Origin of the sequence: Pandoraea sp. LA3 (genome assembly GCF_022696215.1) — a bacterium.
Classification (GTDB): domain Bacteria; phylum Pseudomonadota; class Gammaproteobacteria; order Burkholderiales; family Burkholderiaceae; genus Pandoraea; species Pandoraea capi.
This window is the reverse complement of the sequence record NZ_PTPY01000035.1, coordinates 550248-573471: the sequence shown is the minus strand read 5'-3', so window position 1 is coordinate 573471 and position 23224 is coordinate 550248. Positions and strand designations below refer to the sequence as shown.

The 23224-nt window shown below is 62.8% G+C and carries 27 protein-coding genes; 17 read left to right on the top strand and 10 right to left on the bottom strand.

Annotated features, from left to right (window positions below):
- From C5N93_RS17960 to C5N93_RS17945, 4 genes are all read left to right on the top strand, one after another.
- Entirely contained in the window at window positions 1-594 is a 594-nt protein-coding gene (locus C5N93_RS17960) for a sigma-70 family RNA polymerase sigma factor (RefSeq protein ID WP_242560447.1), read from the top strand.
- Complete coding sequence (locus tag C5N93_RS17955) at window positions 581-802, top strand: zf-HC2 domain-containing protein (RefSeq protein ID WP_242560345.1); 222 nt, start codon at window positions 581-583, stop codon at window positions 800-802. The genes C5N93_RS17960 and C5N93_RS17955 overlap by 14 nt, the downstream gene beginning before the upstream one ends.
- Window positions 803-923: 121 nt before the next feature.
- Entirely contained in the window at window positions 924-1286 is a 363-nt protein-coding gene (locus C5N93_RS17950) for a DUF4148 domain-containing protein (RefSeq protein ID WP_242560344.1), read from the top strand.
- Window positions 1287-1476: 190 nt separating this feature from the next.
- On the top strand, window positions 1477-1956 hold the full coding sequence (locus C5N93_RS17945; protein WP_242560343.1) for a DUF417 family protein: 480 nt from the start codon (window positions 1477-1479) through the stop codon (window positions 1954-1956).
- Window positions 1957-2115: 159 nt separating this feature from the next.
- Here C5N93_RS17945 and C5N93_RS17940 read toward each other — a convergent pair whose 3' ends face one another.
- From C5N93_RS17940 to C5N93_RS17910, 7 genes are all read right to left on the bottom strand, one after another.
- A complete protein-coding gene (locus C5N93_RS17940; RefSeq protein WP_069343115.1) occupies window positions 2116-3660 on the bottom strand; it encodes a 2-isopropylmalate synthase in 1545 nt (514 codons plus the stop codon).
- 381 nt (window positions 3661-4041) lie between these two features.
- Entirely contained in the window at window positions 4042-4524 is a 483-nt protein-coding gene (gene lysM / locus C5N93_RS17935; RefSeq protein ID WP_242560342.1) for a peptidoglycan-binding protein LysM, read from the bottom strand.
- A 193-nt stretch (window positions 4525-4717) separates the two neighbouring features.
- Window positions 4718-5593 carry a CDP-diacylglycerol--serine O-phosphatidyltransferase gene (gene pssA / locus C5N93_RS17930; RefSeq protein WP_069343113.1) on the bottom strand — a complete coding sequence of 292 codons (876 nt, stop codon included), beginning with the start codon at window positions 5591-5593 and terminating at the stop codon, window positions 4718-4720.
- A gap of 212 nt (window positions 5594-5805) precedes the next feature.
- Window positions 5806-6441 carry a phosphatidylserine decarboxylase gene (locus C5N93_RS17925; protein WP_069343128.1) on the bottom strand — a complete coding sequence of 212 codons (636 nt, stop codon included), beginning with the start codon at window positions 6439-6441 and terminating at the stop codon, window positions 5806-5808.
- Between the two features lie 391 nt (window positions 6442-6832).
- A complete protein-coding gene (ilvC, locus tag C5N93_RS17920) occupies window positions 6833-7849 on the bottom strand; it encodes a ketol-acid reductoisomerase (RefSeq protein ID WP_023595472.1) in 1017 nt (338 codons plus the stop codon).
- Between the two features lie 77 nt (window positions 7850-7926).
- Complete coding sequence (gene ilvN / locus C5N93_RS17915; protein WP_069343112.1) at window positions 7927-8418, bottom strand: acetolactate synthase small subunit; 492 nt, start codon at window positions 8416-8418, stop codon at window positions 7927-7929.
- A gap of 90 nt (window positions 8419-8508) precedes the next feature.
- Window positions 8509-10278, bottom strand: a complete 1770-nt coding sequence (locus C5N93_RS17910) for an acetolactate synthase 3 catalytic subunit (protein WP_069343111.1) — start codon at window positions 10276-10278, stop codon at window positions 8509-8511.
- 458 nt (window positions 10279-10736) lie between these two features.
- Here C5N93_RS17910 and C5N93_RS17905 point away from each other — a divergent pair, with 458 nt between their 5' ends.
- The 11 genes from C5N93_RS17905 to C5N93_RS17855 all read left to right on the top strand — a co-directional run bounded on the left by C5N93_RS17905 (window position 10737) and on the right by C5N93_RS17855 (window position 19538).
- Window positions 10737-11309 (top strand): RNA polymerase sigma factor, encoded by a 573-nt coding sequence (locus C5N93_RS17905; RefSeq protein WP_069343110.1) that lies wholly within the window; start codon window positions 10737-10739, stop codon window positions 11307-11309.
- Window positions 11306-11734 (top strand): DUF3619 family protein, encoded by a 429-nt coding sequence (locus tag C5N93_RS17900; protein ID WP_150723302.1) that lies wholly within the window; start codon window positions 11306-11308, stop codon window positions 11732-11734. Before C5N93_RS17905 ends, C5N93_RS17900 begins: the two co-directional genes overlap by 4 nt.
- A 22-nt stretch (window positions 11735-11756) precedes the next feature.
- Window positions 11757-12620 (top strand): DUF3106 domain-containing protein, encoded by an 864-nt coding sequence (locus C5N93_RS17895; RefSeq protein WP_242560341.1) that lies wholly within the window; start codon window positions 11757-11759, stop codon window positions 12618-12620.
- 255 nt (window positions 12621-12875) lie between these two features.
- Window positions 12876-13460 (top strand): RDD family protein, encoded by a 585-nt coding sequence (locus C5N93_RS17890; RefSeq protein WP_242560340.1) that lies wholly within the window; start codon window positions 12876-12878, stop codon window positions 13458-13460.
- Window positions 13461-13467: 7 nt separating this feature from the next.
- Window positions 13468-14424: an alpha/beta fold hydrolase gene (locus C5N93_RS17885; protein WP_242560339.1), complete on the top strand. Its 957-nt coding sequence runs from the start codon at window positions 13468-13470 to the stop codon at window positions 14422-14424.
- Window positions 14425-14596: 172 nt separating this feature from the next.
- Complete coding sequence (locus C5N93_RS17880) at window positions 14597-15553, top strand: UDP-2,3-diacylglucosamine diphosphatase (RefSeq protein ID WP_347403315.1); 957 nt, start codon at window positions 14597-14599, stop codon at window positions 15551-15553.
- A gap of 85 nt (window positions 15554-15638) precedes the next feature.
- Complete coding sequence (locus C5N93_RS17875) at window positions 15639-16673, top strand: glycosyltransferase family 1 protein (protein ID WP_069343106.1); 1035 nt, start codon at window positions 15639-15641, stop codon at window positions 16671-16673.
- A 38-nt stretch (window positions 16674-16711) separates the two neighbouring features.
- Window positions 16712-17146, top strand: coding sequence for a diacylglycerol kinase (locus C5N93_RS17870; protein WP_069343105.1), 435 nt, complete (start codon window positions 16712-16714; stop codon window positions 17144-17146).
- A gap of 142 nt (window positions 17147-17288) precedes the next feature.
- A complete protein-coding gene (locus tag C5N93_RS17865; RefSeq protein WP_047905105.1) occupies window positions 17289-17957 on the top strand; it encodes a TetR/AcrR family transcriptional regulator in 669 nt (222 codons plus the stop codon).
- 3 nt (window positions 17958-17960) lie between these two features.
- Window positions 17961-18557: a TIGR00730 family Rossman fold protein gene (locus C5N93_RS17860; protein WP_242560338.1), complete on the top strand. Its 597-nt coding sequence runs from the start codon at window positions 17961-17963 to the stop codon at window positions 18555-18557.
- A 450-nt stretch (window positions 18558-19007) separates the two neighbouring features.
- Entirely contained in the window at window positions 19008-19538 is a 531-nt protein-coding gene (locus C5N93_RS17855) for a DUF2062 domain-containing protein (protein WP_242560337.1), read from the top strand.
- Here the strand turns inward: C5N93_RS17855 and C5N93_RS17850 are convergent.
- Both C5N93_RS17850 and C5N93_RS17845 read right to left on the bottom strand, forming a co-directional pair.
- Window positions 19513-20133, bottom strand: a complete 621-nt coding sequence (locus C5N93_RS17850; RefSeq protein ID WP_242560336.1) for a DUF924 family protein — start codon at window positions 20131-20133, stop codon at window positions 19513-19515. The genes C5N93_RS17855 and C5N93_RS17850 overlap by 26 nt on opposite strands.
- Before the next feature lie 44 nt (window positions 20134-20177).
- Window positions 20178-20909 carry an alanyl-tRNA editing protein gene (locus tag C5N93_RS17845; RefSeq protein ID WP_242560335.1) on the bottom strand — a complete coding sequence of 244 codons (732 nt, stop codon included), beginning with the start codon at window positions 20907-20909 and terminating at the stop codon, window positions 20178-20180.
- Window positions 20910-21220: 311 nt separating this feature from the next.
- On the opposite strand from C5N93_RS17845, the gene C5N93_RS17840 reads away from it, so the two are divergent.
- The gene (locus tag C5N93_RS17840) at window positions 21221-21718 is read left to right on the top strand and encodes a hypothetical protein (protein WP_242560334.1); all 498 of its coding nucleotides are present in this window, start codon (window positions 21221-21223) and stop codon (window positions 21716-21718) included.
- A 233-nt stretch (window positions 21719-21951) separates the two neighbouring features.
- Window positions 21952-22707 carry a hypothetical protein gene (locus C5N93_RS17835; protein WP_242560333.1) on the top strand — a complete coding sequence of 252 codons (756 nt, stop codon included), beginning with the start codon at window positions 21952-21954 and terminating at the stop codon, window positions 22705-22707.
- Window positions 22708-22745: 38 nt separating this feature from the next.
- Here C5N93_RS17835 and C5N93_RS17830 read toward each other — a convergent pair whose 3' ends face one another.
- Window positions 22746-23189, bottom strand: a complete 444-nt coding sequence (locus C5N93_RS17830) for a group II truncated hemoglobin (protein ID WP_242560332.1) — start codon at window positions 23187-23189, stop codon at window positions 22746-22748.
- Between the last annotated feature and the right edge of the window lie 35 nt (window positions 23190-23224).

The following is a 23224-nucleotide window of genomic DNA, read 5'->3' as shown; positions in this document are numbered from 1 at the left end:
ATTCCCGCGAATTCCCCTCTCGACCCCGCCTATCTGGCCCACTTGCGCCGCGACCTGCTGCGCTTCGCCCGGCTTCAGTTGCGAGACGATCATCTCGCTGAAGATGTCGTTCAGGACGCCCTGACGGCGGCCTGCCTGTCGTCGGATGCGTTCTCGGGACGCGCTCAGCACAAAACGTGGGTATTCGCGATTTTGCGAAACAAGCTCATCGACATGATGCGGGCGCGACGTCGCACCATCAACGCGTCTGCCCTGGAGGGTGAGGCCGGCGACGACTCCGTCTTCGACCGCGAACTGTTCAACGACAACGGGCACTGGACGGATCACGCACGTCCACGCCCGTGGCCACGCCCGGAGACACTCGTCGCCCGGCAGCATTTCTGGCAATTGTTCGACTGGTGTCTGAACGCGTTGCCCGAATCCACCGGTCGTGTGTTCTCGATGCGCGAGTTGCTCGAAATGGACATCACCGAAATCTGCCAGGAACTCGGACTGGAAGCCAACCATTGCAGCGTGCTGCTTTACCGTGCGCGCACTCGCTTGCGCACCTGCCTGTCAGCCAAAGGTCTGGAGACGAACGATGCTATTGGGTAACTGCGCCACCGCCACTCGTTCGATCTCCGAGCAACTCGACCGGCCGCTCACGCGAGGCCAGCGCGTGCGCCTGCGGGTCCATTTACTCGCTTGCCGTGGATGCCGGGCCTATGCGTCGCAACTCGCGACGCTGCGTCTTGCCACGCGCATCGTGTCGGGTCAAAGCGACGTCGGCGCAACGTCGACAAGCGACGCGGCACCCTTCTAAAATTTTTTTTGCATCTCTCTGTCATATCCGGCATCTCCGTACGACTAATCGGTGCGATCGGTAGCCAACGCGCTGCTTGATCGGAACCTTTTGTCCTATTGCACTTTTGGAGATACCCACCATGAACACGTCCATCCTCGCCACCACGACCGCCATCCTCATCGCCGCTTCGAGCGTCGCCATCGCTGCACCGCAAGCCGGAAAAACGCGTGCGGAAGTCCGCGCCGAACTCAAGGCTCTGCACGATGTGGGGTACACCTCTGCCAGCGACAACACGCGCTATCCGGCAAACATTCAGATGGCAAACGCCGAGCTCGCACGCCAGTCGCGAAATCGCGCCGCAGCGGGCAGCAGTGACGCAAACAACACGAATGCCACGAGCGTCACCGGCGTCGCGACGGGCGACACCGTCTCGGCGTCGGGCGCGATGCAACGTGTTTATCGCGGCATTCAGCACCTCGATAACATCTACCACGGCCAGTAACCCAGCGCCTGTCGGCATGCACGCCGGCCTGCCAGTCAGCAACACCGGCTGGCAGGCCGCTGCGAAACCCATCACGCCACGGCCCAGCGCTGCACAGCGGTTGCAGCCCGCACGTCACGCTCAGCCGAGCTAAACCTGCACGTCATCGGCGCCCCCCCCCTCAGTCCCACCCATTGGAGAAACGTCGCCAATGCATCCCTCTCATACGTCTTGCCCAACTGCGCTTCGTCTTGAGCGCTTCGCGTACCACTTCGCGCTGTATAGCGTCGTCTGCATCTTCCTCGGCTACGGCGCATACAAGTTCACCGCGCGCGAAGCTACCGCCATTTTTCCGCTGGTCAACCATCATCCGCTCGTGAGCTGGCTCTATCTCATTTTCAGCAAGCAAAGCGTGTCGAACCTCATCGGGATCTTCGAGCTGAGCGCGGCACTCGCGATGGCATACACCGGCAACTGGCGAGTCCGTTTTGCGGGCAGTCTGGGCGTTGCGCTGACCCTTGTCGTCACCCTGTCGTTCATTGCGACGACACCCGACCTGGGTAGCGGTACGTTTGGCTTTCTGATCAAGGATCTGGCGTTGCTGGGTATCGCGTTGATCGTCGCAGCCCGCACGCTCGCTCAAGGTCATGACCAGGAGGCGCACGGCCCTCGCCATCCGGCGTTGAAATAGCAAAAGCGCTCGCCCCTGACGAGCAGAGTGCGAGCGCTTGCGGCGGGTTCCATCGATTTCTGGCGGCTGCCCCAGCTTACGTCAACTTCACCAAACTCATCGGCTTGTCGACGAAAGAGGCCTCTGACGGTACAACACAGATGCGTTGTACCGCCCGCATTACGGCGTGAGTTGCGGGTTGAGCTTCTCGGCCTTCGAGTACAGCTTGTTGAGCGCCGAGAGATAAGCCTTGGCCGATGCGGCGACGATGTCCGGATCCGTGCCGACGCCGTTCACGATACGACCCGCCTTCGACAGACGCACCGTCACTTCGCCTTGCGATTGCGTACCCGTCGTGATGGCATTGACCGAATACAGCAGTTGCTCGGCACCGCTCTGGACCTGTGATTCGATGGCGTTGAGCACCGCGTCGACCGGACCGTTGCCGTCCGACTCGCCGACCAGTTCCTTGCCCTGTGCGGTGAACACCACGCGTGCGCTCGGGCGCTCGCCCGTCTCCGAATGCTGGGCCATCGACACGAGGTAGAAGTGCTCGCCGCCTTCGGCCTGCGCTTCGTTCGAGACGATCGCCAGAATGTCTTCGTCGAAAATCTCGGCCTTCTGGTCGGCGAGTTCCTTGAAGCGGGCGAACGCGGCATTCACGTCCTGCTCCGACTCCATCTCGATGCCCAGCTCCTGCAAACGCTGCTTGAATGCGTTACGGCCCGAGAGCTTGCCCAGCACGATCTTGTTCGCGGTCCAGCCCACATCTTCCGCGCGCATGATTTCGTAGGTGTCGCGCGCCTTGAGCACGCCATCCTGGTGGATGCCCGACGCGTGCGCAAAGGCATTCGCGCCCACGACCGCCTTGTTCGGCTGCACGTTGAAACCGGTGATCTGCGAGACGAGTTTCGAGGCCGGCACGATTTGCGTCGTGTCGATGCCCAGATCCAGACCAAAGTAATCCTTGCGGGTCTTGAGCGCCATCACGACTTCTTCGAGCGACGTGTTACCCGCGCGCTCGCCCAGACCGTTGATCGTGCACTCGATCTGACGCGCACCGCCCAGCTGCACGCCGGCCAGCGAGTTCGCTACGGCCATACCGAGGTCGTTGTGGCAGTGCACCGACCAGACCGCCTTGTCCGAGTTGGGCACGCGCTCGCGCAGCGTACGCACGAGTTGACCGTAGAGCTCCGGCACGCCATAGCCGACCGTATCGGCCACGTTGATGGTCGTCGCGCCTTCGTTGATCACGGCTTCGAGCACACGGCACAGGAAATCCAGGTCCGAACGGCTGCCGTCTTCCGGCGAGAACTCGATGTTGTCAGTGAACTGACGCGCATAGCGCACCGCGAGCTTCGCCTGCTCGAACACCTGATCCGGCGTCATGCGCAGCTTCTTTTCCATGTGCAGCGGCGACGTGGCGATGAACGTGTGGATACGCGACGAATTCGCCCCCTTGAGCGCTTCGGCGGCGCGGGCAATATCGCGGTCGTTGGCACGGGCCAGCGAGCACACGGTGCTGTCCTTGACGATGCCGGCGATGGCCCGGATCGATTCGAAGTCGCCGTTCGAGCTGGCGGCGAAGCCGGCTTCGATGACGTCCACGCGCAGACGCTCCAGTTGGCGGGCGATGCGGATCTTCTCGTCGCGCGTCATCGACGCGCCCGGCGACTGCTCACCGTCGCGCAGGGTCGTGTCGAAAATGATCAGCTTGTCGGCCATGATTTGCTCCTGTGGGGATCTCGTAGGGATTGTTCTTGATGTCTGACGGCAGCGCCTGCGCGCAAACACGCACACGGCCGCTGAGGCGGGCAACTACCGGGAGGGAATCAGCGCGCGACGCGCGCAGGCATGGCCGGCCCGAAGGCGGAAAAACGGCATAGCGGTGGCGTTGCGTGAGGAAGGCCCGGAGCCGGGGTGGCGCCTGAAATCATGAGCGCCAATATAGTCGCAATCGGGGGTTTTCGCAACGCGGGGAATCGGCGGCAACGCCCATGCGCACGGGCGTTTGCAGGCGACGACACGCCCCGCGCAACGCGCCCGCCCAAAACGACAAAGCCCGGCCGAAGCCGGGCTGATCGGGGTGCCGTCGCCGCCGACGAATCAGAGCGGCGGAATCCGCAGCACCTGCCCCGGGTAAATCTTGTCCGGACTGGAAAGCATCGGCTTGTTGGCCTCGAAGATGGCGTTGTACTTGTTGGCGTCACCGTATTGCGCCTTGGAGATCGCCGAAAGCGTGTCGCCCGATTTGACCGTGTAGTACGTCGCCTCGGCGGATGCCGTCGAGACGGACATCTGATCGTTCACCGTCGCAACACCCCTGACGTTGCCGCAGCACAGCAGGATCTTTTCCTTGGTCGCCTGATCCGGCGCCACGCCGCGCGCCGTTGCCGTACGTGTCGCGCCGTCGAACTCGACACTGAGCGCCGTCGCACTCAGCCCCTGGCTGCCGATGTATTTCTCGATGGCTTCACCTGCCGCACGATTGGCCGCATCGGCATCGGGGCCGGGGGGCGGCGGCTCCGCCGCCTGCGCCTTGCCGAGAAGCGCTTCGCCAGCTTCCTTCACGAAGTCCAGAATGCCCATGATTTCTCCTTCGTCACATTGACCTACGGAAACGGCACCGGGTCACGCATGCCTTACCTCGCGGACCGGGCCACAGGGGGTACTTCGATGCCACCATCGTCAAGCGTAGAACATTCCGATGGCGTAATACCTGACAACTCTGACAGGTAGATGTGACAAGGGGCGTACTCATACGCCCCTTGCATTGACCGATTTACTCGTCCACCTCACCGAAGATCCGCTGCCGGCGGCCCTTCAGGAAGCGGAACGCCCACAGCACGTAGCCCGAAATGCTGTACAGGCAGAACATGCCGAAAAGCACCAGCGGCGGGTCGGACGACACCAGAATAAAGCCGACCATGAACAGCAGCACCACGCCGAACGACACGCGCTGGCGCACGTCCAGCGCCTTGCCGCTGTAGAACGGCGCATTCGAGACCATGGACATCCCGGCGTAAATCGTCAGGAAAAACGCCACCCATGGCATCCAGAACACGTTGACCGGCAACTTGTTGTCGATCGTGATCCAGACGAAACCGGCAATGAGCGCCGCCGCCGCCGGGCTGGCCAGCCCCTGGAAGAAACGCTTGTCGACCACGCCGATGTTCGTATTGAAACGGGCCAGACGCAGCGCCGCACCCGCAACGTAGACGAACGCCGCGAGCCATCCCCACTTGCCGATCTCATGCAGAATCCACTCGTACATCACCAGCGCCGGCGCTACGCCGAACGAAGTCATGTCCGAGAGCGAATCGTATTGTTCGCCAAAGGCGCTCTGCGTATTGGTCATGCGGGCCACGCGCCCGTCCATGCCGTCGAGCACCATCGCGAAAAAGATCGCGATGGCGGCTTGCTCGAAGCGGTCGTTCATCGCCTGGACGATGGCGAAGAAGCCGCAGAACAGCGCGGCAGTCGTGAAAGCGTTGGGCAGCAGATAGATGCCGCGATTGCGCGGGCGCACCGGCAGGTCCTCGTCCACACCCGGATCGTGGTCTTCGTTCATCGATGGCTCTGAGGGATTCTTGTGACGGCCGAACGGCGAGAGATGCCTGACATTGTTGCGCAAGCGGCCGCGATGGTTTTCCGGCATCTGTAACTCCTTGACGATGCTAGGGTCGACTCACTGACCCTAAGACTGCGGGCGAACCCGCGACGGATCACCGCTATTGGAACGCGAAAAGCGAAAGCAGTTGCAGGCCGTGTCGTCATGACGCTCAGGATACGAGCCCCGACGCGACGATCCGGCGACGTGCGACCCCGTGTCACACCGCCGCCGACGGCCCTGATGCAGCCCGGCGCAGCTTACAGCTCGGCGAGGATCGTCGAGGTGGCGGACACCTTGTCGCCAATGGCCACGCGCGGACGCGAACCGAGCGGCAGGTACACGTCGACACGCGAACCGAAGCGAATGAAGCCGTAGCGCTGGCCGCGCGAGAGACGGTCGCCCGCCTTCACGTAGCACAGGATACGGCGCGCAATCAGACCGGCGACCTGCACGCTCGTGACGATCTGGCCACCGACGTCGATCACCAGCGCATTACGCTCGTTCTCGAGCGATGCCTTGTCCAGATCGGCGTTGAAGAAGCGGCCCGGGAAATATTCCACCTTGGTCACCGTGCCGTCAACCGGCGCACGATTCGAGTGGACATTGAAGACGTTCATGAACACGCTGATCTTCAGCGCTTCACGGCCTGCATAGGGGTCCTGCGTGGTTTCGATGGCCACGATGCGACCGTCTGCCGGGGACAGCACGGCACCGGCCTGCTGGGGCACTTCACGCGGCGGATCGCGGAAGAACTGCAGTACGAACAGGGCGATCACCCAGAACGGCGCGGCCCAAAACACGCCAGCCATGAAATGCACGACGAGCGCAACGGCGACGGCGATACCCAGGAAGGGCCAGCCCTCGCGGGCGATGATCGGGTGAGGATAATTCATGCGATTGAACTCGCGTCCTTGGTAAAACGGTTGAGTGAGCGGGTCGGCCTGCTTCGGGCCAAACCGTGACGTGGCGGCATTGTAGCAATGCGCGCGACGTGGCGACACTTTTTCCCCAATCGACACGTTCGCGTCACATTCGCGAGACCGGACAACACCGCTCCCGACGACGCGAAAAAAGCCCTGGGTTTGAAACGAAAAAGGCCGTCCGCCTTGCCATAGCAACGGCTACGGCAAAACGGACGGCCTGACGCAACGATGATTCACGGATGGCCGAACCTCGTGTCGCCACGAGCCCGACTCTCCATCATCGTCTGCCAGCGATGCATGGGTCCGGAGAGATCCGGAGACTTCCCAGCCCACGCACCGAGCGGCACGTCGCGCTTACAACTTAGTTCTTCGACTGGTCGACCAGCTTGTTCTTGGCGATCCACGGCATCATCGCGCGCAGCTTGCCGCCAACTTGCTCGATCTGGTGCTCGGCCGTGATACGACGACGCGAGATCAGGGTCGGAGCGCCTGCCTTGTTTTCCAGAATGAACGACTTGGCGTATTCGCCCGTCTGGATGTCGGTCAGGCACTGCTTCATGGCCTTCTTCGTCTCTTCCGTCACGACACGCGGGCCCGTGACGTACTCGCCGTACTCGGCGTTGTTCGAGATCGAGTAGTTCATGTTGGCGATACCGCCTTCATAGATCAGGTCGACGATCAGCTTGAGTTCGTGCAGGCACTCGAAGTAGGCCATTTCCGGCGCGTAACCGGCTTCGACCAGCGTTTCGAAACCGGCCTTGATCAGCTCCACGGTACCGCCGCACAGCACGGCTTGTTCGCCGAACAGGTCGGTTTCCGTTTCTTCGCGGAAGTTGGTCTCGATGATGCCGGCACGGCCACCGCCGTTAGCGGCAGCGTACGACAGTGCGATGTCGCGAGCGGCGCCCGACTTGTCTTGGGCGACGGCGATCAGGTGCGGCACGCCGCCACCTTGCGAGTACGTCGAGCGCACCGTGTGGCCCGGGGCCTTCGGGGCGATCATGATGACGTCGAGGTCAGCACGCGGGATCACGCAACCGTAGTGCACGTTGAAGCCGTGAGCGAACGCGAGCGCTGCGCCTTCCTTGATGTTGGCGTGCACTTCGTTCTTGTACACGTCAGCGATTTGCTCGTCCGGCAGCAGCATCATGACGATGTCGGCCGACTTCACGGCTTCCGCCACTTCCTTGGTGTTCAGGCCGGCGTTGACCGCCTTGTTCCACGAAGCGCCGTTCTTGCGCAGACCGACCGTCACGTTCACGCCGCTGTCCTTCAGGTTCTGTGCGTGGGCGTGACCTTGCGAGCCGTAACCGATGATCGTGACTTGCTTGCCCTTGATGAGGGAGAGGTCGGCGTCTTTGTCGTAGAAAACTTTCATTTGGAGTGTCCCGTATTACCAAAAATAAACTGAAATCAGAATGGATCGAAATCCGCTTACCGCGTTGTCGTTGCCGGTCAGACCTTCAGGATGCGCTCACCGCGCCCAATGCCCGAGCCACCGGTACGAACCGTCTCGAGAATCGCCGTCTGGTCGAGCCCTTCGATAAATGCATCGAGTTTCGATGAATTGCCGGTGAGCTCAATCGTATAGGTCTTTTCCGTAACGTCAATGATGCGGCCGCGGAAAATATCCGACATCCGCTTCATCTCTTCCCGCTCTTTACCCACCGCGCGAACCTTGATGAGCATGAGTTCGCGCTCGATATGGGCCCCCTCGGTCAGATCGACCACCTTCACCACTTCGATGAGCCGGTTCAGGTGTTTGGTGATCTGCTCGATGATGTCATCGGAGCCGGTCGTGACCACCGTCATGCGCGAAAGCGAACGATCTTCGGTCGGCGCGACGGTGAGGGTCTCGATATTGTAGCCACGTGCCGAAAACAGCCCGACAACGCGCGACAGCGCGCCCGGCTCGTTTTCGAGCAAAACAGAAATAATGTGCCTCATGGTGTATCCCGGATTGTCCTGGTTTGGGACGTCGCGCCCGCGCCCCGGCAATGCCGGAAGCGGCTGGCAGCGCGAGCGTGCCTCGTCGTCTTACAGATCTTCCGAACCGAGCAGCATCTCGCTGATGCCCTTGCCCGCCTGAACCATCGGCCAGACGTTTTCGGTGGGATCCGTTTGGAAATCCATGAATACCGTACGATCCTTCAGGGCCAGCGCTTCGCGCAGTGCCGGCTCGACGTCCGACGACTTCTCGATGCGCATGCCCACATGACCGTACGCCTCGGCGAGCTTCACGAAGTCCGGCAGCGCATCCATGTACGAACTGGAGTAACGCTTGCTGTACTCGATCTGCTGCCACTGGCGAACCATGCCCAGATAGCGGTTGTTGAGCGACAGGATCTTGACCGGCGTGCGGTATTGCAGGCACGTCGAGAGTTCCTGAATGCACATCTGGATCGAGCCTTCGCCGGTGATACAGGCGACTTCTGCGTCCGGATGCGCCATCTTCACACCCATCGCTGCCGGCAGGCCGAAGCCCATCGTGCCCAGACCGCCCGAATTGATCCAGCGGCGCGGCTTGTTGAAGCGATAGTACTGAGCCGCCCACATCTGGTGCTGACCGACGTCCGAACACACGAACGCTTCACCGTCCGTAAGCTTCCAGTACGTCTCGACCACATGTTGCGGCTTGATGATTTCACTCTCGCGATCGAAGGCGAGGCAATCGCGCGAACGCCATTGCTCGATCTGCTTCCACCAGTCGGCGAGCGCCGCGGTGTCCGGGCCATGTTCCGCCGTTTGCAGATTCTCGATCATTTCGCGCAGCACTTCCTTCACGTCGCCGACGATCGGGATATCGACCTTCACGCGCTTGGAGATCGACGAGGGATCGATATCGACGTGAATGATCTTGCGGGCGGTCGAGGAGAAGTGTTCCGGGTTACCGATCACACGGTCGTCGAAGCGCGCGCCGATGGCGATGAGCACGTCGCAGTGCTGCATGGCCATGTTGGCTTCGTACGTGCCGTGCATGCCCAGCATGCCGAGGAACTTGGGATCGCTCGCGCGATACCCGCCCAGGCCCATGAGCGTGTTGGTCACCGGGTAGCCGAGCAGGTCGCAGAACTGGTTCAGTTCCTTCGACGCATCGGCCAGAATGATGCCGCCGCCGGTATAGATATAGGGACGCTTGGCCGAGAGCAGCAGGCTCATCGCCTTGCGGATCTGGCCCGAGTGGCCCTTCGTCACCGGGTTGTACGAGCGCAGCGCCACCGACTTCGGATATTCGAAGCGGCAACGTGCCTTGGAGACGTCCTTCGGAATGTCGACCAGCACCGGACCCGGACGGCCCGTCTTGGCGATATAGAAGGCTTTCTTGATGGTGGCGGCGAGGTCGCGCACATCCTTCACGAGGAAGTTGTGCTTCACGCACGGACGCGTGATACCGACCGTATCGCATTCCTGGAAGGCGTCCTGACCGATCGCGGCCGTCGGCACCTGCCCGGTAATGATGACGAGCGGGATCGAATCCATGTACGCCGTGGCGATACCGGTGACCGCATTGGTCACGCCGGGGCCAGACGTCACAAGGCACACGCCGACTTTGTCGGTGGAACGCGAATAAGCGTCGGCCGCATGCACGGCTGCCTGCTCATGGCGCACCAGAATGTGCTGGATCTTGTCCTGCTTGTAGAGTTCGTCGTAGATGTAGAGAACCGAACCGCCGGGATAACCCCACAGATGTTCGACTCCCTCTTCCTGAAGCGAGCGCACGAGGATCTCGGCGCCAATCATGTCTTCAGTCGTATTTTGGTGGCGTGTAGCTTCCGCCTCGGAGAATTCCGCGCTTGGCATGTTCATCGTCGACCTTTCAAAGTTTCGGCAAAAATTTTGATCGGGTGCTCTCCCCGCGAACTTATGGTCCGGGCTCAAGCTGCGCGTCTGAATGATGGACACACCGGATAGGCGTGCCGATATTGAGACAATCACAGATATTGCGAACTGGCAACATTACTGGTTTGCAGCAAAATGGTCAAGCGAGTTTATGCATTTGCAGCATGGTCGCGAAGTTCGCTTCGCAAAATTCCCACACTGTGCGGTGCAAGACCCCACGCTGGTGCACAATCTTCACATCATAGGAAGCTGGCGAATGCGCCGGTGTCGTAACACGACACAACGCGACACAACCGGAAGCAAAAGCGGTTACAGGCAGGCGCGTTTTTGGTAGCATCCGCACCGACTACGCGATCTTTACGTAATCTTTACGCTTACACGGCATTTCACAGGCGCAGCGGCAAACGCTGCGTGCACCCCACCGGATGGCATCTGACAAGGAACTGGCGGATTTTCTCGCAGGCATCGAACGGCGCGCTTTCAAGCAGGCCGTGTATGCCGTACGCGACGACGAGGCCGCCCTCGATATCGTTCAGGATGCGATGATCCGTCTGGCCGAGAAGTACGGCGACAAGCCGCCGGCCGACCTGCCGTTGCTGTTCACGCGCATCCTCCAGAACACCATTCACGACTATTTCCGCCGCCAGAAGGTGCGCAACACCTGGGTGACGCTGTTCTCGAACCTGGCCGGCCCCGGCGAAGACGAGCGCGACGATTTCGACCCGCTGGAAACCTTACTGGGCGAGGATGGGTCAGTGCAAACCGAGAGCAGCGAGGACTCGGTTTCGCGTGCCGAAATCCTCACGCTGATCGAGGCAGAAATACAGAAACTACCGACACGTCAACGGGAAGCGTTCCTCATGCGTTATTGGGAGGACATGGACGTTGCCGAGACCGCCGCCACGATGGGGTGCTCGGAGGGCAGCGTCAAGACGCACTGCTCGCGTGCTACTCACGCGTTGGCACAGGCGTTGAAGGCAAAAGGGATCAGGTTATGAGTCACGATCTGGAAACGAGGGAAATTCGCTTCGCACATCGCGTGCGACTGGCATTGGACGAAGCGTCCGATTCGCCGTCGCCGAACATCGCGGCCCGGCTGGCCGCCGCGCGCCAGGAGGCGCTCGCCCGCAAAAAGCCAGAACCGGTCGCCGTCGTGCAACCGGCGCTGGTGCTCGCGGGTGTGGGTGCCGTGCAGTCGCCGGAAATCGGCGGCCCGCGCCGCGCATTCGACAAGCTCGGCCGCCTTGGCCTGCTCTGGCCGCTCGCCGCACTGGTGATCGGTCTGGCCGGCATCGCGTACTGGGAACATCAGCAACACATTCAGGATCTGGCGGATATCGATGCTGCCGTATTGAGCGACGAATTGCCGCTGTCGGCCTATGCCGATCACGGCTTCAACGCCTATGTGAAGCGTGCCCAGTAGTCCCCCCATCCAAGACCGCCCAGTGACGCGACGCAACGTACTTTTCCTGGTCGCCGCGCTGATCGTCGCCGCTCTTGCCGGCACGGCCGCGCTGCGCCGCTCGCAAGCACCGGATGCCACCCCGGTGTCCGACGCCCCGCCGACCATCGCCGCAACGTCGGCCGCGACCGGCAACGGCGCGCCGGGCACGTCCTCGGCCCCGGTCGGCGCGCTGAGCGCCGATGTCCCGGCCAACGGCAGCGCACCCGCGGCCGCACTGCCCTCACCCGGCGGCGCCTGGGCCAAGCTCAATGCGGCGCAGCAAGAAGCGCTCGCCCCACTTTCCCAGGACTGGAACCGCATGAGCGAGCGCCAGCGCGAGAAGTGGATCGAAATCGCCAAGCGTTTCCAGACGTTGTCGCCGGAGGCCCGCAAGCGCCTACATGACCGCATGGCCGACTGGGTGCGTCTGACGCCCGAGCAGCGCCAGTTGGCGCGCGAAAGCTACCAGAACGCCAAGACGTTGCCGCCGGAGCGCAAGGCGCAGGTGTGGCAGCAGTACCAGCAGCTCACGGAAGAACAGAAAAAACGTCTGGCGGCCGACGACAAGAAGCAGTCCAATCGCCCCAACGTCGTGAGCGCCCCGCCCTCGGGCCGCTCGGGCGTGAAGACCCCGTATGCCGCCGTGCATCGCAAGGACACCGGCGCAGCCGCCAAGAACGGTGCGCTGCCCGTTCCCGCGCCGGTCGCTTCGGTGCCCGCCGCCTCGCAGCCCGCTGCGGCGTCGATGCCGGGCGCTGCGGCATCCGTCCCGTCGGCGGCCAGCAACGGCGCGGCGAGCGCCGCCCCGGCCAATGGCGACAAGAGCGGCGACGCGTTCAATTCCGATCTGTACCACCACAACTGACGCGACGTCGCTTATCAGCACGTAGCGACTCGCAGCAACACGCCATGACGGCCGCCTCCGGGCGGCCGTTTGCATTACGGCACACCGGACCACCGACCGGCGGGCTCGCTGGCCCATCGGCACAATCTTCCGCATAATGGGCGACGCTCCCGACGCGAACGCACAGCGCCCAGGCCGAACGTGGCGAACGTCGCCAACGCGGCACGGGACTTCCGATACCCAATACCCGATAACAAGACCTCAGACCACGCTGCGATGACCGACTCCGCTACGCCTCAGCCTTCCAAGCCGCCGCGTTCGCAACCGTTTGCCGGGCAGACGTCCGGGCGCAATGCCTCGCAGGGCAGCGCCCCTGGCAGCTATGCCGTGCCCACGCTGCGTCGCCGGCTGCTGTCGATGGTCTACGAGTCGCTGCTGCTCTTCGGCGTGCTGTTCCTGGCGGGCTACCTCTTCAGCGCCCTGACGCAGCAACGCAGCGGTCTCATGTACCGCCATGCCATGCAGACGTGGCTGTTTCTCGTTCTCGGCGCCTATTTCGTCTGGTTCTGGACTCACGGCGGCCAAACCCTTGCGATGAAGACCTGGAAGATCCGTCTGGTGGACGCGCATGGGCAGCCGCTGCGCGTCGGCCGCGCCATCATGCGCTACGTGCTTGCCTGGCTGTGGGTACTCCCGGCCATGGCCATCGACTGGGCGTTCGGCTTAACCGGCTGGAGCAGCGTCGCGCTGCTCGCCGGCTGGATCGTGCTCTGGGCGCTGGCCATGCGCGTGATGCCCGACCATCAGTTCGTGCATGACCGGCTCGCAGGCACGCGGCTCGTCAGCGTCCTCGACAAATGACGAGACGATGAGCACGCCCCCCGCCGCCAGCGCCGTCGCATTGCGCGCCTCCCGCCCGCATCTGGTTTATGGCGGCGTCGAGATCGCGCTGTCGATCGTCGTTGCCATCGCGACCTGGTCGGCCTGGCACAGCCCCTGGACCACGTTCCTCTGGACGATCCTGTGGTTGCCCGTCTCTCACGCCATCGGTCTCGCTGCGGGCTTCGTCATGGCCGCGCATGGCGATCCCACGCCCGAGCGCCGCACGCTCGCCGGCACCAACATCGCGGTCTGGGCTTACGAATGCGCGGCGTCGATCCTGTTGCTCGACATCTACCAGCCGTGGTTCAGTGCCGCGCCACTGGCCGCACCCAGTGGTCCGGCGCGCCCCGTGGCCGTTCTGCTGCTGCATGGCTACGGCTGTAACCGGGCGTTCTGGCTGCGCTTCTCGCGCCATCTGGCAGACGCCGGCTATCATTGCGACGCCATCAACCTCGCCCCGCTGCTCGGCGACATCGACGACTACGCCGACACCATCGCGGGCGCCGTACAGGCGCTTGCCGAACGCACACGCGCGCCGGTCGTCATCGTCGGCCACAGCATGGGCGGCCTCGCGGCACGCGCCTGTCTGCGGCGCTATCCGACGCTGCCCGTCGTGCATACGGTCACGCTGGGCTCGCCGCACTTCGGCACGCTTCACGCGCGGCATGGCATTGGACGCAACGTACGCCAGATGAGCATCGGCAGCGACTGGCTCGTGGCGCTCGCCAACGGCGAAAACGACACGGCACGCGCGCGCATCACGTCGATCTATACCGCGCACGACAACGTGGTGTATCCCGTGCGCACGTCGGTGCTGCCAGGCGCGCACAACATCGCGCTGGAAGGGCTCGGCCACGTGTCGCTCGGCACGCACCCACGCTCACGGGCACTGGTGCTGGAAACGCTCGAACGCGTTGCACAGGGATTGCGTCACCCGAACTGACGCGCACGGCACACGGGTGTCTGAGGGCATGGCAAGCGGCTTGTCCCGCTTCGACGGCTGTCGCATCTGCGCGACGTCAAAAGACACTTTCGCGACACGCGCATGACTGTCATCTTCCCTTCACGAAGGCATGGCGCAATGCACGCATGTTCAACGCGACGTGCGAGCCGCTATGACGACGACACCCACCTTCGAGTTGCCGATCCCCACACCAGCGGCTCGCGCCGGTCACTTCGCAGACACCCCGCCGGGCCGCCCCGCCTCCCCGCCCGCCCCCCCACCCGCCGCGCCGCCTTCCACGATCGATCTGCCGCCGGACACCCCCGACCCGCTCGACCCGCCGCCCGAGGGCATCACCCGCTACCGCACGATCTGGCTCTCCGACATTCACCTCGGCACGCAAGGTTGTCAGGCCGAATACCTGCTCGACTTCCTGCGCCACCACGATTCGGACTATCTGTATCTGGTCGGTGACATCATCGACGGCTGGCATCTGCGTAAGGGCTGGCACTGGCCGCAGGCGCACAACGATGTCGTGCAGAAGATGCTGCGCCGCGCGCGCAAGGGCACGCAAGTCATCTATGTCCCGGGCAATCACGACGAAGCCGCGCGCCAGTTCTGCGGGCTGGCCTTCGGCGACATCGCCGTGCGCGACGAAGCCTTTCACACCACGTTGTCGGGCAAACGCCTGTGGATCACCCACGGCGACCTGTTCGACGGCGTGATCCAGCACGCCAAGTGGCTCGCCTATCTCGGCGACTCGCTCTACACGCTCACGCTGCTGCTCAACCGCTGGTTCAACCGTGTACGCACGCGTTTCGGCTTCCCGTACTGGTCGCTCTCGCAGTACCTGAAGCATCAGGTGAAGAACGCCGTGAACTTCATTTCGGCCTTCGAGAATGTGATGGCGGACGAAGCACGTCGCCGGGGTTGCGACGGCGTCGTCTGCGGCCACATCCACAAGCCCGAAATCCGCGAGATCGACGGCCTGCTCTACTGCAACGACGGGGACTGGGTCGAGAGTCTGTCGGCACTCGTCGAGACGATGGAGGGCGAGTTGAAGATCATCTACTGGACGCAAAAACGCGACACGCGCGTGAGCGTGAAAGCCACGCCGGTGAGCGCCTGAGACGACTGGCGCACTCCCCCCTTACCCCTTCACGCGCGGCTGCGCGTGTCATTCCACCCGCGCCATGTGCGCGAAGGAGCGCCCGATGAAAATCATGATCATCACCGACGCCTGGGATCCGCAGATCAACGGCGTGGTCCGCACGTTGAAGAACACGCGCGCTCAGTTGGAAGCTGCCGGCCATCGCGTCGAGCTGCTCACGCCGCAGGAATTCCGCACGATCCCGTGCCCCACTTATCCGGAAATTCGTCTCGCCTTCTTCGCCGGGGGCCGTGTCTCGCGGCGCATCGAGGAATTCGCACCGGACGCGCTGCATATCGCCACCGAAGGACCGCTCGGCATGGCCGCGCGCAAGTGGGCGCTGCGCAACGACTTTCCATTCACCACCGCCTATCACACGCGCTTCCCCGAATACGTGCAGGCGCGCTTCGGCTTTCCGCTGACCACCACCTACCGCTTTCTGCGCTGGTTCCACAAGCCGTCGCGCGCCGTCATGGCGCCGACCCCCGTGGTCAAGCGCGACCTGGAAGCCAACGGTTTCAACAACGTCGTGTTGTGGACGCGCGGCGTCGATCTCGACATCTTCCGTGTGCAGGAAGCACATGTGCTAAATTCAGCACATCCGATTTTCCTCTACGTGGGGCGCGTTGCCGTGGAGAAGAACATCGAAGCCTTCCTGAAGCTGGATCTGCCTGGCTCGAAATGGGTCGCAGGCGAAGGGCCGCAACTGGCCGAACTCCGCTCGCGCTACCCCGATGTGAACTATCTCGGCATGCTTTCGCAGCCCGAACTGGCGAAGGTGTATGCCTCGGCCGACGTCTTCGTCTTCCCGAGCCGCACCGATACGTTTGGTCTGGTGCTGCTCGAAGCCATGGCCTGCGGTCTGCCTGTCGCGGCCTTTCCGGTGACGGGTCCGGTCGATGTCCTCGACGGTTGCCCCGAAGGCGAAGGCGGCGCACTGCGTGAGGATCTGCGCGAAGCGTGTCTCGACGCGCTGAAAGTATCGCGAGAAAGCGCCCGTGCATGGGCCGAACGATTCTCGTGGCAAGCGGCCTCGGAAGAGTTTGCCTCGCACTTGCATCCTCGCAAGCCCGAGCCGTCGCTCGCGCCTGCGATCTGACCCACCTATAGAGCCCGTTGCGGCGAGGAACCTGACGCTTGTTCATCGATCACCCGCCGCCACGCGACAAACAACCGAACCCTTACAAAGGCAACCGGGGCGTCATGCGCGCATGGCGCGCCCTGAAGTATTCGCTGTCCGGATTCAAGTTTGCCGTGTTCGAGGAGAGCGCTTTCCGTCAGGAACTCGCGCTCGCCGCCATTCTGCTGCCGGCAGCCATTTTCCTGCCGGTCACCGCCGTCGAACGTGTCCTGCTGATCGGATCGATCCTGCTGGTGCTCATCATCGAGCTGGTCAATTCGAGCATCGAGGCCGCCATCGACCGGATTTCACTGGAACGGCATGAACTGTCCAAGCGCGCCAAGGATTTCGGCAGTGCCGCCGTCCTCGTCGCCCTCGGCCTGTGTCTGCTCACCTGGGCTTCGCTTGCGGGGCCCGTCATCGTGGAACTCGTACGTACGGCGTTTTTCTGATATCGCGCTTCCTGCCCCGCCCCCATGCTTGGCACCGGTCGGCTGCCGGGTATAATCGGTCGCCGTATACCTGACACTCAACTCATAAACGCAAGCGGAGAACATCCTTCGCCGAGCTTGCCGCTAACCGGGGCCGACAGACATGGAAGCAAAGCCGCCACGCCGAACCCGCGAACGAATTCTTGAAGTGTCGCTGCGACTCTTCAACGAAATCGGCGAACCCAACGTCACTACCACCACGATTGCCGAGGAGATGAAAATCAGCCCCGGCAATCTGTACTATCACTTCCGCAACAAAGACGACATCATCAACAGCATCTTCGCGCAGTTCGAGCAGGAAATCGAACGGCGTCTGCGGCTGCCCGATGACCACAAGCCCACGCTCGACGAAGTCTGGACGTATCTGCAATACATGTCCGAGTTCCTGTGGCGCTTCCGTTTTCTCTACCGCGACCTGAACGACCTGCTGGCGCGCAACCGCACGCTCGAGACGCATTTCAAGCAGATCGTGGGCCACAAGAAGCGTTTCGCACGCGAGATGTGCGACCTGCTCGTGGCCGACGGCGAAATGGAGATTACGCCGGAACAGATCGATGTCGTGACCACCAACATGGTGGTGTTGTCCACGTACTGGTTGTCGTACCAATTCGTGATGAACCCGCGCAAGTACAACGATCCTGAAGAAATCGGTGCGGGGTTGCATCAGTCGAGCTATCACATCCTCTCGCAGATGGCCCCGTATCTGAAGGGCAAGTCGCGCGAGCTTTATGACAAGATGGCTCGGGAATCCTCGTCCAAGGGAGCGCAGTAAGGCATGTCGTCGGAAGTCAAATCCATTTGTATCTACTGCGGCGCCGCCACGGGTGTGCGTCCTGCATACGCTGAAGCGGCCCGCGAACTGGGCCGTCGCATGGCCGAAGCCGGGATCCGTCTGGTGTACGGCGGCGGCAAGGTCGGCTTGATGGGCATCATCGCGGACGCCGTGCTCGCGCATGGCGGCGAGGCCGTCGGCATCATCCCGAAGGCGCTGATGGCCAGGGAAGTCGGTCATACCGGGCTGACGGAGCTGCATGTCGTCGAAAACATGCACCAGCGCAAGCAGATGATGGCCGACCTCTCGGACGCCTTCATCGCCATGCCGGGTGGCATCGGCACGTGCGAAGAGCTGTTCGAGGTGTTCACGTGGCTGCAAATCGGCTATCACGCGAAGCCGATCGGCCTGCTCAACGTCGAGCAGTACTACGATCCGCTGATGGTCTTCCTCAAGTCGATGGTGACCGAGCAGTTCCTGAAGGCACCGCAACTCGATCAGTTGCAAATCGCCTCGTCGCCGGAAACACTGCTCGACACGATGCGCAGCTTCAAGCCGGCGCAAATCGATCGCTGGTCGGATCAGCGCTCGCAGATCTAAGCCCTTCGATGTGATCGCTGCGCGGCAGCCATGCCGCGCAGTGCCTTCTCAAGTCCCCTCGCCGCCGCGCACCACCCTTCGGCATTCCATCGGCCTCGCGATCGCTCCTGCCGATCTTGCCGCTCATTGCCATCGCTGTTTGCCAAAATTGCGGCGCTCCTCTCCGCTCGCCTTCCCGCCGTCTTACCGCGTCAACGCCCGGTCCCGCACGGCCCTCTACGCCCTTCAGCGATATCGCACGCCCGCCGTTCGTCGGTTTGTTCGTCGGCTTGTTCGGCGGCGTCTTACCGGCATCTTGTGACATCTCCCGGCAACAGCGTGAGTCTGGGGCTGCATTGAACTCTTGCCCCCCGCCACACTCTGACATCCGTTGTATGCGGCCATTTGACCGTGCTGCGCCGCTTCCCCCATGCCCGCCTGGGTCCACATCCTCCGACGAGCAACCTGCCCATGATGTTAAAGATGCTTCGCCCGATGCGACTGCTGCGCTCGCGCTGGTTGCGCCCGCACGCCGGATTGTTGCTGCGCCGTAGCTTGTGGCAGGCCACGCCGCGGGGGGTCGCGGCCGGGTTGGCGTGTGGTGTCTTTTTCGGTTTCTTGTTACCCGTGGCGCAAATGCCGGTGGCGATTCTCGTCGCTGCGTTCATGCGCGGGAATCTGTTTCTTGCCACCGCCGGCACGCTGATCACCAACCCGCTGACCGTGCCGTTCGTCTATCTGGGGGCGCATCGCGTGGGGCGCTGGATGCTCGACTGGTCCCCCAAGGCCGAGATCGAAGCGACAGTCGCGGCGGCGGCGCATGCGAGCGAGAGCGTCTGGACACAACTGACGCAGTTCAACTTCGGCGCCGCGACCCTGTATCTCTGCGCCGGGTTGGCCGCCTTCGCCGTGGTCGGCGGCATTCTCGCGTACGTCATCGGATTCTTCGCCATTCACTGGCACCAAAGCCGACGCGTCAAAACGACGATCCCGGCTCCTTGAGAAACGCGATTTCCTCGGGCGTCGATGCACGTCCCAAGGCCGCGTTGCGGTGCGGATACCGGCCGAAACGCTCGATGATGACGGCGTGCTTGCGCGCGTAATCGAGGTTGTCCACGAGCCCCGACGCCTGCGCCAGTTGCTCATATAACGCCAGCGAGAGATGCTGGCTTTCCAACGACTCGTCGTGCTCGAAAGGCAAATAGACGAAGACACGGTGTTGCGCGGTCGGCAACCGACGATCGTCCCCCGCCTCCACCAGACGCCGCGCCACCGCCAGCGCCTGCGCGTCCCCGGCGAACGCCTCAGCCCGATGCCGGAAGAGATTGCGCGAGAACTGATCGAGCATCACGATCAACGCGCATGCGCCGAGCGGCGTATCGGCCCAATCACTCAATTCCCCCGCAACGGCACGCGCATGTAACGCGCCAAAGCGGGCACGAATCGCTTCGTCGAACGCATCCGACTTACGGAACCATTCGGGACGCGCCATCCCGTACACCTCCGCATCCGGCGTTCCGAACCAGAAATCAAGCACCGCTTGCCACGGTTGCATCGGTTGTGATTGCGTCGAAATCTCTGCTGCTGGCGTCGCCATCGAACGTCCTGAAGGAAATGAGGGATGGGCCGATGATGCCAGACTCAGGCGAATGCCAACACCACCCGACGCGTGCGAGACGTCTTCTTTTCGATCTTCGCCACGCGCAGCGCACCGATTTCCGACGTGTTCGCCACATGTGTGCCGCCGCACGGCTGCAAGTCGATGCCCTCGATGCGCACCAGACGCACGCGCCCCAGCCCGACCGGCGGCTTCACGCTCATCGTGCGAACCAGCTCCGGACGCGCGGCCATCTCCTCGTCGCTGATGCTATCGATCGCCACCGGGCGCGCGGCCTCGATCAGCGCCGCCAGCCCGGCCTCGACCGTCTCGCGCTCGATGGGATCATTCGTGACGAAATCGAGCCGCGCGTATTCCGTGGTGATGCTGCAACCATCGACCGGGTGCGGCAGCACGGCGCACATCAGATGCGACGCCGTATGAAACCGCATATGCCGGAAGCGTCGCGCCCAATCGATTTCCGCCTGGACGACATCGCCGACCGACAACCCGGCCAGTGCATCGGCTTGCCCCTCGGCCGGCACATGCACCGCATCGTCCGGCGTCGCGCCTTCGCGCTTCGATTTGCGTGTGTCGGCAATGCTCAGACGCGTGCCGTCGGCAAGCACGAACGTACCGGCGTCGCCCGCCTGTCCGCCGCCTAGCGGATAGAACACGGTGCGGTCGAGCATGATGCCCGTCTCGTCGATATGGGTGATGCGCGCCTCACATTGGCGCAGATAGGCGTCTTGTCGAAACAGCGCTTCGGTGGTCATGGTGCCTCCTTTGGGAACGGGACATATTCGCGCGACTTCGGTTCTCATGGCAAGGCACAATCGCACGCCCCAATGCCGGTACGGTCGACGTTATCGGCCACTGCGGCAGGTTCCTGAGCCATCGCCCAAGCGCGCCCGCTTTAGTCCCTGACGCCTCAAATCCCATAGGGCGTGCCCCAACCGCCCGCAACTTGCGCGAATTCTCGACACCGTTTGTCGCGGTGCAATAGCCGCAACTTTGTGTGAGCCGCACATTACGTGGCGGTCGCATCCACGCGATCGAATTCGAAGCATCAGCAAGGAAACCTGCCATGACGAGACCCCACATTGCCCAGCGCAACCCATACGCGCCGGGCACCTTCGCTCGACCACCTGCGCGTGACTTCATGGAACGCGAGCCCGGCGCCTCCACCAATTCGTGTCTCCATGGGCACATCAACGGACCGGTCGACGCCAGCGCACTCGCGCACGCATACGCCCTCCATGCCGCGAACGATCTGGAAGGCGCGGCGCGGGCCTTTGCCGTCCTATGCAGCGCGCTTCCCGAGCACGCCGACGTCTACAAGGCGTTCGGTTATGTGCTCTGCCAACTCGGTGACCACGAACATGCCGTGGCGCCGCTCATGGTTGCGGTGTCACGCGAATACGGCAATCCCGAGCCGCTCTACTTCGCCGCTATTTGCATGCAGCAACTGGGCGATGCGCACACGGCTCGCGAGATGGCCAGCGACGCACTGGAAATGGTGCGGTGCTCGAATCGCCACGCGGGTCTGCACGACAACCTGACGCGCCTGCTCGACAGCCTCTGACTCACCTCGTCCCGCCATTTTGATCAAGGATTTGCCCCTCGATGCACAGCCCTCGCTTCTCCCCCAACACCCCATCGATTTCCCCGTCGCTCGCCACCGGCACGCGGTTTCCCGGCAACGACGGGACATCATTCAAGACCGACGCGGGCGACGCGCTCAGCGCACTCGCGCGAAAAGCCGGATCGCTGGAGGAGTTCGCACCGTCGCCGCCGGCCGTCGGTCGATTTGCCGCGTTGTTTCAGCACATCAGCAATTTCGTGCTGAGTGCCAGCGCATTGGGCGCGGCCAGCCTGAGCACGATCAAGGAAACCTATGAAAGCAGCACGCTTTCCACGGCCCATCAAGTTACGCTTTCCACTGCCACTGCCGCGTCGCTTTCGAGCTTGATGGATTTGGCCGTTGCCGTCGGAAAATACTGCAATCCGTCGTCGACCAGCGCACAAATCCAAAATACGGCATGGATGGCGTCGGCCGGAAAACTCGTCGGCTCGAAGCACCTCGAGACTTACGGCGGGAAGTATCAAACAACCCTGCTCGGCACGTCGATGATGCTGTTCGTCAACGGCACCGGGGTGCTTGCGGGCGGACATGAAAGCAAGCAGGAAATGGACGAGACGTCGACGTCCGCGCCGTTGGGCTTGCCGTCGCCATCCGAAGCACCGGGCACCGAGTTACAACACCTCGACACCCTACAGAACTGCATCGGATTCGCGGCATTGGCCTACCGCCTGTTCGGCGATGCCTTGACAACCGGCGTCGTCGACTGGATGAGCGCCAGGGAAGCCAAACGCAATATGGATGTCGTCGAACGTGCCTTGAACTACGAGGACGGGTTCGGCACTGAAGGACGTTATCGGGTCAGGGACGCCGAATGGGATCTCGAAGCCGGCGAAGCCTCGGACGACAGCGGCATGGACGACCGGTCACTGAAAAGTGTGTCGTCGAGCGTGGCGAACGCCTCGGACACGCCGCTCGTCATGAATCTCTGATATCTGCCCGGAAGCGCCTTAGCTCGCCTTAGCTCGCCTCAGCCCGCCTTGTTGCGCATCCAGTCCGCAGTGCCGTAGAAGGCCTGCATCAGACGCTCCTGCAAGGTGGCCTCGACGTCGATATCCTGCATCGCCAGCGCCATGCAGCGCAGCCACTGGTCGCGCTCGCTCGACGCAATCGGAAACGGCAGATGGCGTGCGCGCAGCATCGGATGACCGAATCGTTCGATGTAATGGTTCGGCCCGCCCAGCCAGCCGCACAGAAACCAGAAGAGTTTATCGCGCGATCCGTCGAGCGACGCCGGATGCATGCCACGGATGCCCGCGAACTCGGGCTCCAGATCCATCAGGTCGTAGAAACGGTCGACGAGTTCGCGCACGCGCGGCTCGCCGCCGAGCAGCGAAAAGGCGGTCGGCTGGGCAGGCGTGTCCTGCGCATCGTCGTCCGCCGGAGAGGTTTGGGAGGTGTTTTCGGTCGTCATGGCCGATATTGTGCCCGAGGCCCGTCAGGCCTGCC

Excerpts from the sequence above, each read along its gene's own strand:
- C5N93_RS17955 (WP_242560345.1), top strand. The coding sequence starts at position 581 with ATGCTATTGGGTAACTGCGCCACCGCCACTCGTTCGATCTCCGAGCAA.
- C5N93_RS17950 (WP_242560344.1), top strand. The coding sequence starts at position 924 with ATGAACACGTCCATCCTCGCCACCACGACCGCCATCCTCATCGCCGCT.
- C5N93_RS17945 (WP_242560343.1), top strand. The coding sequence starts at position 1,477 with ATGCATCCCTCTCATACGTCTTGCCCAACTGCGCTTCGTCTTGAGCGC.
- C5N93_RS17940 (WP_069343115.1), bottom strand. The coding sequence starts at position 3,660 with ATGGCCGACAAGCTGATCATTTTCGACACGACCCTGCGCGACGGTGAG.
- lysM (WP_242560342.1), bottom strand. The coding sequence starts at position 4,524 with ATGGGCATTCTGGACTTCGTGAAGGAAGCTGGCGAAGCGCTTCTCGGC.
- pssA (WP_069343113.1), bottom strand. The coding sequence starts at position 5,593 with ATGCCGGAAAACCATCGCGGCCGCTTGCGCAACAATGTCAGGCATCTC.
- C5N93_RS17925 (WP_069343128.1), bottom strand. The coding sequence starts at position 6,441 with ATGAATTATCCTCACCCGATCATCGCCCGCGAGGGCTGGCCCTTCCTG.
- ilvC (WP_023595472.1), bottom strand. The coding sequence starts at position 7,849 with ATGAAAGTTTTCTACGACAAAGACGCCGACCTCTCCCTCATCAAGGGC.
- ilvN (WP_069343112.1), bottom strand. The coding sequence starts at position 8,418 with ATGAGGCACATTATTTCTGTTTTGCTCGAAAACGAGCCGGGCGCGCTG.
- C5N93_RS17910 (WP_069343111.1), bottom strand. The coding sequence starts at position 10,278 with ATGAACATGCCAAGCGCGGAATTCTCCGAGGCGGAAGCTACACGCCAC.
- C5N93_RS17905 (WP_069343110.1), top strand. The coding sequence starts at position 10,737 with ATGGCATCTGACAAGGAACTGGCGGATTTTCTCGCAGGCATCGAACGG.
- C5N93_RS17900 (WP_150723302.1), top strand. The coding sequence starts at position 11,306 with ATGAGTCACGATCTGGAAACGAGGGAAATTCGCTTCGCACATCGCGTG.
- C5N93_RS17890 (WP_242560340.1), top strand. The coding sequence starts at position 12,876 with ATGACCGACTCCGCTACGCCTCAGCCTTCCAAGCCGCCGCGTTCGCAA.
- C5N93_RS17885 (WP_242560339.1), top strand. The coding sequence starts at position 13,468 with ATGAGCACGCCCCCCGCCGCCAGCGCCGTCGCATTGCGCGCCTCCCGC.
- C5N93_RS17880 (WP_347403315.1), top strand. The coding sequence starts at position 14,597 with ATGACGACGACACCCACCTTCGAGTTGCCGATCCCCACACCAGCGGCT.
- C5N93_RS17875 (WP_069343106.1), top strand. The coding sequence starts at position 15,639 with ATGAAAATCATGATCATCACCGACGCCTGGGATCCGCAGATCAACGGC.
- C5N93_RS17865 (WP_047905105.1), top strand. The coding sequence starts at position 17,289 with ATGGAAGCAAAGCCGCCACGCCGAACCCGCGAACGAATTCTTGAAGTG.
- C5N93_RS17860 (WP_242560338.1), top strand. The coding sequence starts at position 17,961 with ATGTCGTCGGAAGTCAAATCCATTTGTATCTACTGCGGCGCCGCCACG.
- C5N93_RS17855 (WP_242560337.1), top strand. The coding sequence starts at position 19,008 with ATGATGTTAAAGATGCTTCGCCCGATGCGACTGCTGCGCTCGCGCTGG.
- C5N93_RS17850 (WP_242560336.1), bottom strand. The coding sequence starts at position 20,133 with ATGGCGACGCCAGCAGCAGAGATTTCGACGCAATCACAACCGATGCAA.
- C5N93_RS17845 (WP_242560335.1), bottom strand. The coding sequence starts at position 20,909 with ATGACCACCGAAGCGCTGTTTCGACAAGACGCCTATCTGCGCCAATGT.
- C5N93_RS17840 (WP_242560334.1), top strand. The coding sequence starts at position 21,221 with ATGACGAGACCCCACATTGCCCAGCGCAACCCATACGCGCCGGGCACC.
- C5N93_RS17830 (WP_242560332.1), bottom strand. The coding sequence starts at position 23,189 with ATGACGACCGAAAACACCTCCCAAACCTCTCCGGCGGACGACGATGCG.